This window comes from Marinomonas epiphytica (genome assembly GCF_054780655.1).
On sequence record NZ_BAAGVX010000001.1, the window covers coordinates 36,367 to 48,269 of the forward strand.

Genomic DNA, 11,903 nt, shown 5'->3' on the forward strand with positions numbered 1-11,903 from the left:
TACATTATGAACCAAAACCGGATTGCCAACCTAATTTATCACGACATACATCGTAGAAATCATGGTTTTTAGGGTGGATAAGGCGTATGCCACCTGTTTTTTTCGTGATGTGAATTTCATCACCTGGAGCGGCAGTAATATTCAATTGGCCGTCACAACTGACACTTGGATAAGTTAAGTTGGAGTCACAAACGACAATGCGAATTTTTGCACTGGCGTCGATCACAATTGGGCGATTACTTAAGGTATGGGGGTGCATGGGAACCAAAACAATAGCGTCAAGCTTAGGTAACATTATTGGACCACCAGCAGATAAAGCGTAAGCAGTGGAACCCGTTGGGGTTGCGACAATCAAACCATCCGATTTTTGGCTCATGACGAATTGGTCATCTATGAACAAATCAAACTGTATCATTCGAGCCGATTTTCCTGGGTGAAGCACTAAATCATTTAAGGCAATACCTTCACCACGGGCCTGATTTTGGCGCTTCACTTTAGCCTGAATCATAAAACGCTTTTCTTCGTGATATTCGCCAGCAAAAATGGGATCAAGCTCTTCTTTTAACGCGTTTGGGGAAATGTCCGTTAAGAAACCTAACGTACCGCGGTTAACACCAAGTACTGGGATATCGTAACCTGAAATAGCTCGAGCAGCGCCTAAGAAACTTCCATCGCCACCCACCACAATGGCAAGATCACAGTAATCACCTAACTCTTTTACAGGAGCAGATTCTACTTTCACACCTGGCATCATGGTTGCTAGGTCCGACTCTAGCACTGCCACGGCGCCTTTTTCCTGCAAATATTCCATTAACTTTTTTACAGTGTCTAAGATTTGCGGTTTATCCAAGCGGGCAATAATCCCAACGCGAGAAAAAAGACTCATTAAATATTCTCTATTTGTCGAATAGTGGTCATCATCTGCCACGGCAGAAAAAATAATAATGTGCGAACTTTATCACGAAGCTTTCAAGTTTTGGAAGTTATCCCCCCTTGTTAGCTCAATACCTTTGCATGGCTTAAATATTTCTATAGGGATTTTGAGCCTCTCTCACTCCTCGCCACCCCTGTAGACCACCGGTATGTATAAAGAGTGTTTTGCGATAGGGCCATGTTTGCCTTTTCATTCGCGCCATCACCCCATGTAATGCTTTTGCTGTATAGACCGGATCAAGATGCAGGTTTGGATTAGCTAGATTTACATCAAATAAAAAGTCCGCCAACTCTTTAGGGTATTTTGCGTAGCCGCCAAAATGACTATCAGTATTAAAGACGAATTTTTGATCTAAGGTTTGGCTCACCACATCAGAGCTAGACAGGCTCATCGCCAGCTCTAGGATCTCATTTCTTTGTTGTGCCATACCTTTTAATGCACTGAACACTTGAATTTCTGGCGTCACTTTATGAGCGAGCAAACCTGCAGCAGTCGTTCCCGTTCCTGCCGCCAGGACCCATGTATCAAATTGAGGTGCGTTCGACAAAATGTCATTGGCCCAGTCGACACACCCTAATGCGCCTAATGGCCCACCGCCACCTTCTGGTATCCAATAAACATTGGCATTGACTTGGTTAATGTCATTAACCCTTTGCGAATTCATACCTAAGGCATAGTCTTTACGAGTTGACGGCCACAACTCAACATTATGTTTGGCGAGATCGGTCAACATTGGAGTGAGTTGAGGTTGTAATTCCCCTCTAACTATCGCTACCTTCTTAAAACCAGGCGCCACTTGAGGGTGACCAAAAGCATGCAAATGATTGGAGTACGGGCCTCCAAACGTTGCCAACGTCTTAGCGCCCTGCTGTTGCGCAGCCTTCAGATGATGCTGCAACTTATGCCATTTGTTTCCTGGTGCACACGGATGCTCTCGCTCACCATGGTAGACATACAATTCGTAGCCAGCAGAGTTATCACCTACCAAGGTTGAAGGCAAAACAACGTTCGTCAATAAACTCATCAAATCTCTATAATTGTTAAAAGAACTGAATTCTAACATTCATTCAACACCCTAGTCTTAAATGAATTTTTTTAATGACCAAGCTAATTAATTTCTTATTGATAGCCCATCTATTAGAGCTTACTTTTTGCTACTATATGCTGCTCTTATTTGTTGTGGAGCAAAAAGATGATACCAAGGCTTGCTGAAGTCTCACTTACCCAGTCAAAATATTTAACATTCTTAGAACGACTTAAAGCCACAGGTTTTAGTGGCGATATTAGCCATGACTACGCAAACCGAGTGGTTCTTTCTACTGACAACTCAATTTATCAAGTACTGCCACAAGGCATTCTATACCCTAAATCCACCCAAGATATCCAGCACATCACTAAGCTTAGCAACCTTGAGGAGTTTCACGACATTGTGCTTAGCCCAAGAGGTGGTGGTACAGGAACGAATGGCCAATCTTTAACAGATGGTCTTGTCGTGGACCTCTCGCGACATATGAATAAAGTGCTTGAAATAAATGCACAAGAAGGCTGGGCCAGAGTGCAAACAGGGGTGGTTAAAGATCAACTTAATAAAGCCATCAAACCCCATGGATTATTTTTTGCTCCAGAACTATCCACCAGTAATCGCGCCACCATTGGCGGCATGATTAACACAGACGCTAGTGGCCAAGGTTCTGTCATGTACGGGAAAACTCGTGACCATGTTTTAGAGCTAGAAACCGTTTTATTAGATGGCACAGTGCTGCAGTCCAAACCATTACTTGATGATGAACTGGAGCTGGCCAAACAAGCAGACAGCCGCAGTGCTGAGATCTACAAAACATTAGATCACATTCAACAAACTCAACAAGACACTATTGCCAGCACCTTTCCACCCTTAAACCGTTGTTTAACAGGTTATGATCTTGCCCACCTAAGAACCGAAGACAAGCGTTTTGACCTCAATGCAGTGTTATGCGGCTCTGAAGGCACTTTAGGCTTTATTGTTGAAGCCAAGGTAAATTTGTTAACCATTCCAACATTTGCTGCACTGGTAAACATTCGTTATGACAGCTTTGAAGGCTCTTTACGTCATGCTAAAGAGCTGCTTTTAGCAGAACCTACGTCCATTGAAACCGTTGACTCTAAAGTCTTAAACCTGGCTAAGAATGATATTATTTGGCAATCCGTTGCTGACTTTTTCCCTGCCACTCCTAATGAAGATATTCAAGGCATTAACCTAGTCGAATATACGGGTGATAGTGAAGAAGAAGTGCGCCAAAAGATTCGTGTATTAACGGATCGACTTGACCAGTTAGCCGACACCAAAGATACCAGTGCTCTTGGTTATACTATTGCCTTGGGCCATGAAAACGTGAATAAAATATGGGCTATGCGTAAGAAGTCCGTTGGCCTATTAGGTAACGCCAAAGGTGAAAAGCGCCCCATTCCATTTGTTGAAGACACCGCCGTCCCTCCCGAAAACCTTGCCGATTTTATTATGGAGTTTCGTGAGGTACTTGATTCTTATGAGGTTGCCTATGGCATGTTTGGCCACGTAGACGCGGGGGTGTTACATGTACGCCCAGCCTTAGACCTTAAAGACGACACCCAAGAGCCAATGATTCGCGCCATTACTGACAAAGTGGTTGCACTAACACAAAAGTATAACGGCTTACTATGGGGAGAGCATGGCAAAGGGGTTCGCTCAGAATACGCACCAAAATTTTTCGGTGAGCTTTATCCTTTCATTCAGCAAGTTAAAGCGGCTTTTGATCCTCGCAACCAGCTCAATCCTGGCAAAATTGCCACCCCCTATGAACATGACTCACAACTCTTAAAGATCGATGCCGTTCCACTGCGTGGGCAATATGACAGACAGATCCCTTTGACCAATCGTGATCAGTTCAAAGAAGGCATGTATTGTAATGGCAATGGTGCCTGTTACAACTTTGACCCTAATGATGCTATGTGCCCTTCTTGGAAAGGCACTAGAGACAGACGCCACTCCCCAAAAGGTCGCGCCTCATTAATGCGCGAGTGGCTTCGTGGCATGAGCCAACAGGGTGTCAACACTGAACAAGAGACTAACAAGATCAGGCAACAGAATGGCTTGTTGAGTATTTTACCAAGACTTAAAAACACTCTTGCTAAACGACGTGGTGAATATGATTTCTCCCATGAAGTACACGATGCCATGATCGGCTGTTTGGCCTGTAAGTCTTGTGTTGGTCAGTGCCCAATTAAGGTGGATGTACCCGAGTTTCGTGCCAAGTTCTTAGAGCTATACTACAGCCGCTACCTACGACCAGTAAAAGATTACCTTATTGGCTCACTGGAGTTTTTCCTACCGACCCTATCACTTTCTGCTCGACCATATAACTGGCTCGTTGAACGTCGCGTTATGAAGTTCCTAAGTTACAAGTATTTAGGGCTTGCAGACAACCCAAGGTTCAGTCCCTATAACTTAAAACGCGAAATGGCAAAAAGAGGTATACGTCTTGCCACTCCACTAGCCATTGAAAGTTTGAGCCCTAAAGATAGAAAACGCGCTGTTATCCTAGTACAGGATGCCTTTACCAGTTATTTCGAAACCGAGCTGGTATTAGATACCATGGAAATGTTAAGCCGCCTGGGCTTTCAAGCTTATATAGCGCCATACATGCCAAACGGCAAACCACTCCATGTACATGGTTTTATGCGCTCATTCCAGAAAACGGCCAGAAAGAATTTGGATATGTTACAGAGTCTGTCTTTTTATGGATTACCCTTTATAGGTATTGACCCGTCAATGACCCTGACCTACCGCTCTGAATACAGCAAAACGTTTGGGCAAAGTCGCCAGGTCCCAAACATACAACTGATGCAGGAATGGCTAGTACAAAAAACAGACTACCTAAGTAAGCAGCCTTTGCATTGCCATTCGAAGACGCCGTATCACTTATTGACACACTGTACTGAAAAAACCAACGCTGCCGCTTCTATTAAACAATGGCAGCAGGTATATGAAGCCCTTGGCTTGACGTTAAAAGTAGAAAATGTGGGTTGTTGTGGCATGGCGGGCACATATGGCCATGAGGTTGCCAATCAAGACACATCGAAAAGTATTTATGAGCTATCTTGGCAAGAGAAAGTCAATGAGCCTGACCTAACAGGTAAATTGGTTGCGACAGGCTATTCTTGTCGTAGCCAGGTAAAGCGTTTTGACGATGTCAAAATCCCCCACCCAGCCCAGATATTACTTAAACACTTAAAGCAATCACAGCTCAAGCATTAACGAAGCAAGAAACTCACTTAGCAAGTGAATGATGCCCACCTTATGGTGGGCACTTTACAATGAAACAATTACCTTAATAGGATCATATGGAAAACCACTCTTTACTGCATAGGGCTGAGGATGAATTTGGCGAAATACGGCTTTTTGATGACGGCCAATACCGCGTACTGTCGTTTGCAGATGGAGACGAACAAAGCAGGTTAAAAACTAAGGCCCCCCATTTATTGCAACACGAATACACCCAAGCCATGCTAATACCTTTGCTTTACAGTCAACCAAAACGCGTTGCGATTCTAGGCTTAGGTGGAGGCGCTCTTATCCATGCTTTATGGCATTACATACCCAAAATACATATTGATGCAGTGGAACTTAGACCCATTGTTTTAGAGACTGCCAAAGACTATTTTAAATTGCCGATGTCTAAGCGTGTAAATTATCATCAGGCCAATGCGGTACAATTCATTGCCAATCCAAGTATTAAGAAAGTCGACTTTTTAATGGTAGATATCTATGACAGCATTGGAATGGATGAGAATGTCCTGTCAGAGGACTTTATTCATAACTGCAGTCAAAACCTCAAACAACATGGCTGGCTGATACTGAACTGCTGGATAGATAATAAGGATAACATCCAGCTACATGAGAACCTTAACAGACGTTTTCAGAATATTTTTGCTCTAGATACAGGCAGCGGCAATTGGGTAATATTTGCTAGTAATATGAGTATTCAAGAAACGGCAAAAGAGCTTAAAACCCGGGCTCAAAAGCTCTCGAACCAATACGAGTTTTCTTTTACTAAATGGCTAAGCCGATTACAAAGTATTAGCTAATAAGCCACTCACCTAGCTTAGATAAACGCCTTACTATTAATCACACAAAACCAGCCGAAACCGTCATATTTTTGTAATTAAACCCAGCTACTATTCGATTACTTTTTTAATCCTCTTAGGTGATCGATATGGAAAACCAAGCAACACTGCCTACTAGCAGTGATAATCAGAAGTACATGCAATGGGCATTTGTTGCCCTATTGGTTTATTTGCTTATTTGTGCGGTTGGCATGATAGGCGGTGGGTTTAAAATGGCATCCGCTGGTCATGCTGGTGAATTGTTTGCCTTTGCGAGCAACCCATTTGCAGGCTTAGTTGTGGGTATTGTAGCCACAGCCTTAATTCAATCTTCATCTACGGTCACCTCAATCATTGTCGGCTTAGTGGCTGGTGGTTTGCCTGTTGAGTTGGCCGTGCCTATGGTCATGGGTGCGAACGTTGGTACATCCATTACGAACACAATTGTGTCTTTAGGTCATGTTAGAGCCAAAGAAGAGTTTAAACGTGCTTTTTCCGCAGCCACTGTACACGACTTTTTCAATCTATTATCGGTTGTTATTTTCTTGCCATTAGAAATTGCCTTCGGTTTATTAGAAAAAATGGGGGCTTGGTTAACCACTATATTTTATGGTTCAGGCGATTCATCCATTAAGAGCCTAAACTTTGTTAAAGCGGCTACTGCACCAGTTGTTGACTCAATAAAAGGTGTCACTAAGACCATGGGCGATCAAGTCGGCGGTATCGCTTTGATTTTGATTGGTATCGTCTTAATTTTTGTTTCAATCACCTTAGTCGGAAAGCTATTGAAAAAACTGATGGTTGGCAAAGCGAAGGACATTATGCATACCGCAATTGGTCGCGGCCCTATTTCAGGAATTAGCTCGGGCACTATCGTTACCATCCTTGTGCAATCGTCATCGACAACTACTTCTCTAATGGTTCCACTGGCGGGCTCTGGTGCGTTTAAGCTTAAAGATATTTATCCATTCACATTAGGGGCCAACATAGGTACTTGTGTCACTGCGGTTCTTGCAGCTACAGCGGTCACGGGTAATGCTCAAGCGGCTTTACAAATTGCCTTTATACACCTTACTTACAACATCTTAGGCGTCGTGTTTATTTATGGTATTCCTGCCCTTAGAGGTTTACCGGTAAAAGCAGCTGAGGCGTTAGGACAACTCGCTTCTGAAAATAAATCAGCAGCACTAGGTTATATTCTAGGTGTATTCTTCGTCTTCCCTGCACTTTGTCTTGGTATTAGCAGCGCTATTTAAGGAGTATATGATTATGGAAAACCTACAAGTTTTAACAAGTGAAAGACTGTACAAATTAATAGATGAGACGCAACAAACACTGATTGAACTAAAGGAAGAAGTGAGCCGACGCGAACATTTGAAACAAGAACATGAAATTTTAAATCTTGATGATCATTTAAAAAGTGCGGAACTTAACATTACAGGACTTAAAAACTTTATAAGCTACTTACTCGAAGAAGCAAAGAAAAGATAAAAGCCTGTATTAATCAACCGCCATTTCACTGAGTGTGAAATGGCGGTTTTTTTTAGCTTTAGCTCAATACTGAATTAACCAACTCTTTCGCTTCTTTCTCTAGCAAGGCTAAATGCTCTTCCCCAAGAAAACTCTCCAAGTAGATTTTATACACATTTTCCGTACCTGAAGGACGAGCAGCAAACCAACCATTTTGTGTCGTTACTTTCAATCCGCCAATGGCTGCCCCATTGCCAGACGCATGGGTAATCACTTCTTTAATGCCTTCACCGGCTAAGTGGGTCTGATTAAGGCTATTGGCGTCCAGTTTAGACAGAATGGCTTTTTGCTGCAGCGTAGCTGCCACATCAATACGCTTATAATGTGGTGTACCATAACGCTCAACTTGCTCGTTATAGAGTGTTTGCGGGTCTTTTCCTGTTTTTGCAATGATTTCCGCAGCTAATAAGGCAAGTATGAAACCGTCCTTGTCGGTAGTCCAAACTTCCCCATTACTTCTCAAGAAAGAAGCCCCAGCACTTTCTTCACCACCAAAAGCTAGTTCGCCAGAATATAAGCCATCCACATACCATTTAAATCCAACAGGGACTTCGCAAAGTTGGCGCCCCATTCCCTGTACTACACGGTCAATCATAGCACTTGATACTAGCGTTTTTCCTAATAGCGCATCTTGCTTCCAGGCAGGACGATGAGTCGCTAGGTATTCTATTGCCACCGCCAAATATGCATTGGGGTTCATCAAACCAAACTGGCGACAGACGATACCGTGACGATCAAAATCTGGGTCGTTGGCCACGGCCACATCAAAGTCATCTTTCATGGCCAATAAGCCATTCATTGCAAAGGGGGAAGAACAATCCATACGTATTTTGCCATCTTTATCTAATGGCACAAATCGGAAAGTCGGATCTACTTCTTGGTTAACTATGGTAATGTCTAAATTGTATTTCTCCGCAATGGGTTGCCAATAATCAATACCAGAGCCCCCAAGAGGGTCCACGCCAATTTTTACTTTGGCTTTAGCTATAGCTTCCATATCAATCACATTTTCTAGGTCGTTCACATAATGTGAAATGTAATCAAAGGGCTCAACATAATCGGATTGTTTTGCTTGCTGAACCGACATGCTCTTAACACCTTGCAAGTCATTGGCTAGCAGCTCGTTAGCGCGTTGGGCTATCCAGTCTGTTATTTCTTTATCTGCTGGACCACCTTTAATGGAGTTATACTTTATTCCACCATCTGTAGGCGGATTATGGGATGGGGTAATCACCACCCCATCGCTCAACTCTTTGGCGTTCAGGTTATGAGTTAAAATAGCATGAGAAATAACAGGAGTTGGTGTATAGCCCCAATCAGATTGAACTCGGACATTGACCCCATTGGCCGCCAATACCGACAAAGCAGTTTGAAACGCTGACTCAGACAAAGCGTGGGTATCTTTACCTAAATACAATGGACCTGAGATGTTTTCCTTATGACGGTATTCTGCAATTGCTTGGCTAATCGCCAATATATGAGATTCATTAAAGCTGGTTAGCAGTGCGTTTCCACGATGACCAGATGTTCCGAAGCTGACTTTTTGTTCTTCCTGATTAACATCGGGTTTATTCAAAAAATACGCCGACATCAGTTGTGGAATATTAGCTAGGTTTTGAATTGCACTGAGCTTACCTGCCTGAGGGTGAATTGCCATATAGAAGAGCCTCTAAATATTCGTTGAATACTTAAAGTCTCCCCCAAATAACACATTTTTTCAATGACTTAAAAAGCCTTAAGCACGCTTTCTAAGAATTAAACTACCAATAGAGTAGCCAGCACCAAAAGAACAGATGACACCGTAATCACCAGCCATCAAGTCTTCATGATATTTACTAAAAGCAATGATGGATCCCGCTGATGCGGTATTAGCGTATTCATCCAGCACTATGGGGGCCTCTTCAAGGCTGGCATCCCGACCCAATAGCCTCTTACTAATGAGTAAATTCATATTAATGTTCGCTTGGTGCAACCACCAGCGCTTAAGATTATGAACGCTAAGATTATTTTCTTGTAAATGCTGTTCAATATGATCTGCAGCCATCGGGCAGACCTCTTTAAAAACCTTACGTCCATTTTGATGAAACAACATATCTGCATCATAAGGATTCTCATCCGTTACCCTTGAGGTATAGCCAAAATTTGAACGGATATTATTAGAATACGAGGTAACACACTTCACGCCTAATATATCGTAACAATGACTGGAACTTGCTTGATCTGCCGTCTCAACAATCAAAGCCGTAGCTACGTCCCCAAATATAAAGTGAGAGTCACGATCTTGGTAGTTTACTTGTGGAGATGTGAGCTCTGGATTGATCACTAACACAGCTCTTGCTGAGCCAGATCGAACGGCATCATAAGCTCTTTGTAAACCAAAGGTAGCAGCGGAGCAAGCTACTAACATATCAAACGCCGAACCATTGATACCCAACGCGGCTTGAACTTCAATCGCAATGGCTGGGTAAGAGCGCTGAGTGTAAGCGCAGGCAACAATCACAATATCAATGTCGTGGGCTTGTTTATTGGCGCTTTTAAGCGCGAGTTGTGCCGCATAAATGGCCATCTCGGCTTGGTGAGAAACAGCGCTGTCAGGGCGGGCCTGAAGTTTAGGACGCATGCGATTAATGTCTAAAACACCGTCTTTTTGGTAAACATATCTTTGTTTAATGCCTGATGCTTTTTCAATGAAAGCTGCACTTGAGAGTGGCTTCTCAGCCAATTCACCTGCTGTAATCGCCGCAGCATTTTCATGGTTAAATTGATTTGCCCAACGGTTATAACTATCAACTAATTCGTCATTGGTGATGGTGTACGGTGGCGTCCATAAACCGACGCCAGATAAAACTGCCTGATTACTCATACTTCAGCCTTTATTATTATGGTGACATTAGATAGCGTACTAAACATAATTGCTTGATTTTTAATCTACCGTTAAAAAATCAAGTATTTCTAATTAGTTATAGACTGCATATACTGTTATTAATAGTAATTATATCAAGCCTGCTAGATAATCGCCATTATCTGAAATTCAATTGGTTGTAGGCTATTCCCCCTCATTAGGGGTAACATAGATTCTTAACCACTATATTTGGTGTCTTGTTCTTAATATGTACACCTAAAATGGGAATTAGTATATGGATAAGAACTCAGCTCTTATTTTATCGGGTGGTGGTGCTAGGGCAGCCTATCAAGTCGGTGTGCTTTCTGCCATTGGCCGACTCACTCCTCGCAACACCCCTCTACCATTTGATACGTTATGCGGCACATCTGCCGGAGCGCTTAACGCCACTATGATAGCGACAAATGCACACAATTTTAGTAAAGCCGTTTCCACCCTTTCATTTGTCTGGCGGCATTTAACACCTGATCAAATATTCAAGCTTGGACGCTGGCCCGTCACAATCTCTGTGACTAAAACACTCCTATCTATGTTCCACCAGCAAAAACAGCAAGAAGCCATTTCATTAATGGACAATACCCCATTACAAGAGCTTCTTAATGGCCAATTAGATTTTTCAAAGATCGATCAACACCTACAAAAAGGCTATTTTCGATCCTTAGCCATAACAGCAATGAATTACACCAGTGGTGAATCTACGACCTTCTTTCAAAGCTCAAACCCACATACTAACTGGCATGAAGAGCGGCGTATCGGTATTGCAAAAGAAATTAACATTGAACATTTACTCGCCTCGAGCGCCATTCCTGGCATGTTTCCAGCCCTGAAAATTCAAAACCACTATTTTGGTGATGGTGCAATCCGACAAAAGTCTGCCATTGATCCTGCCCTACGACTCGGGGCCAACAAGTTATTCATTATTGGCGTTAGCGCAAATCGCAGCCCCAAACCTTGGGGCGAACAATTTGCTGAACAGAATATAGAAACTAGCCCACCCGGCATTGCTCAAATATTAGGACAACTACTTAATAGTGCCTTTGTAGATAACTTGGAAGATGATTTAAAGCATCTTGAAGCACGCAATAAAATGCTGTTAGACATTCCAGAGTGCAAACAACACCTGCACCCTCCATACGTTGAGTCATTGATTATTTCTCCATCGCAAGAGATCAATGATATTGCGGCTGAGCATTTAAATACTCTACCCAAGCATATTCGCACCTTTTTAAAAGCCGCTGGCGGGACTTCCGCCCAAAGCGCCAGCACGGCAGCAAGCTACTTACTTTTTACCCCGGAATATTGCCGAGCCTTGATCGAATTAGGCTATCAAGATGCCATGTGGGAAAAAGATAAAATTTTATCATTCTTTAATGATTAAAGGCACCTTTAGACAAACATAAAAAAGGCCACCTAATA

Annotated in this window: 9 protein-coding genes; 5 read left to right on the plus strand and 4 right to left on the minus strand. The window is 42.8% G+C overall.

All coding sequences use genetic code 11. From position 1 onward, the window contains the following. Positions 1-4: 4 nt before the first annotated feature. Both ACYVGZ_RS00195 and ACYVGZ_RS00200 read right to left on the minus strand, forming a co-directional pair. On the minus strand, positions 5-886 hold the full coding sequence (locus ACYVGZ_RS00195) for an NAD(+) kinase (RefSeq protein WP_460749493.1): 882 nt from the start codon (positions 884-886) through the stop codon (positions 5-7). Positions 887-1,019: 133 nt separating this feature from the next. Continuing rightward, a complete protein-coding gene (locus ACYVGZ_RS00200) occupies positions 1,020-1,958 on the minus strand; it encodes a 1-aminocyclopropane-1-carboxylate deaminase/D-cysteine desulfhydrase (protein ID WP_460749496.1) in 939 nt (312 codons plus the stop codon). 168 nt (positions 1,959-2,126) lie between these two features. On the opposite strand from ACYVGZ_RS00200, the gene ydiJ reads away from it, so the two are divergent. The 4 genes from ydiJ (at position 2,127) to ACYVGZ_RS00220 (ending at position 7,546) form a co-directional block, all read left to right on the plus strand. After that, complete coding sequence (ydiJ, locus tag ACYVGZ_RS00205) at positions 2,127-5,207, plus strand: D-2-hydroxyglutarate dehydrogenase YdiJ (protein ID WP_460749499.1); 3,081 nt, start codon at positions 2,127-2,129, stop codon at positions 5,205-5,207. Between the two features lie 86 nt (positions 5,208-5,293). Further along, entirely contained in the window at positions 5,294-6,037 is a 744-nt protein-coding gene (locus tag ACYVGZ_RS00210) for a spermidine synthase (protein ID WP_460749502.1), read from the plus strand. A 128-nt stretch (positions 6,038-6,165) separates the two neighbouring features. Continuing rightward, entirely contained in the window at positions 6,166-7,311 is a 1,146-nt protein-coding gene (locus tag ACYVGZ_RS00215) for a Na/Pi symporter (protein ID WP_460749505.1), read from the plus strand. Between the two features lie 13 nt (positions 7,312-7,324). Then, the gene (locus ACYVGZ_RS00220) at positions 7,325-7,546 is read left to right on the plus strand and encodes a hypothetical protein (protein WP_460749509.1); all 222 of its coding nucleotides are present in this window, start codon (positions 7,325-7,327) and stop codon (positions 7,544-7,546) included. Positions 7,547-7,604: 58 nt separating this feature from the next. Here ACYVGZ_RS00220 and pgm read toward each other — a convergent pair whose 3' ends face one another. Both pgm and ACYVGZ_RS00230 read right to left on the minus strand, forming a co-directional pair. Continuing rightward, on the minus strand, positions 7,605-9,242 hold the full coding sequence (gene pgm / locus ACYVGZ_RS00225) for a phosphoglucomutase (alpha-D-glucose-1,6-bisphosphate-dependent) (RefSeq protein ID WP_460749512.1): 1,638 nt from the start codon (positions 9,240-9,242) through the stop codon (positions 7,605-7,607). Between the two features lie 78 nt (positions 9,243-9,320). Then, positions 9,321-10,448: a beta-ketoacyl-ACP synthase III gene (locus ACYVGZ_RS00230; protein WP_460749515.1), complete on the minus strand. Its 1,128-nt coding sequence runs from the start codon at positions 10,446-10,448 to the stop codon at positions 9,321-9,323. 274 nt (positions 10,449-10,722) lie between these two features. Here ACYVGZ_RS00230 and ACYVGZ_RS00235 point away from each other — a divergent pair, with 274 nt between their 5' ends. Further along, the gene (locus ACYVGZ_RS00235; protein ID WP_460749518.1) at positions 10,723-11,865 is read left to right on the plus strand and encodes a patatin-like phospholipase family protein; all 1,143 of its coding nucleotides are present in this window, start codon (positions 10,723-10,725) and stop codon (positions 11,863-11,865) included. Positions 11,866-11,903: the final 38 nt, after the last annotated feature.

Excerpts from the sequence above, each read along its gene's own strand:
- ACYVGZ_RS00195 (WP_460749493.1), bottom strand. The coding sequence starts at position 886 with ATGAGTCTTTTTTCTCGCGTTGGGATTATTGCCCGCTTGGATAAACCG.
- ACYVGZ_RS00200 (WP_460749496.1), bottom strand. The coding sequence starts at position 1,958 with ATGAGTTTATTGACGAACGTTGTTTTGCCTTCAACCTTGGTAGGTGAT.
- ydiJ (WP_460749499.1), top strand. The coding sequence starts at position 2,127 with ATGATACCAAGGCTTGCTGAAGTCTCACTTACCCAGTCAAAATATTTA.
- ACYVGZ_RS00210 (WP_460749502.1), top strand. The coding sequence starts at position 5,294 with ATGGAAAACCACTCTTTACTGCATAGGGCTGAGGATGAATTTGGCGAA.
- ACYVGZ_RS00215 (WP_460749505.1), top strand. The coding sequence starts at position 6,166 with ATGGAAAACCAAGCAACACTGCCTACTAGCAGTGATAATCAGAAGTAC.
- ACYVGZ_RS00220 (WP_460749509.1), top strand. The coding sequence starts at position 7,325 with ATGGAAAACCTACAAGTTTTAACAAGTGAAAGACTGTACAAATTAATA.
- pgm (WP_460749512.1), bottom strand. The coding sequence starts at position 9,242 with ATGGCAATTCACCCTCAGGCAGGTAAGCTCAGTGCAATTCAAAACCTA.
- ACYVGZ_RS00230 (WP_460749515.1), bottom strand. The coding sequence starts at position 10,448 with ATGAGTAATCAGGCAGTTTTATCTGGCGTCGGTTTATGGACGCCACCG.
- ACYVGZ_RS00235 (WP_460749518.1), top strand. The coding sequence starts at position 10,723 with ATGGATAAGAACTCAGCTCTTATTTTATCGGGTGGTGGTGCTAGGGCA.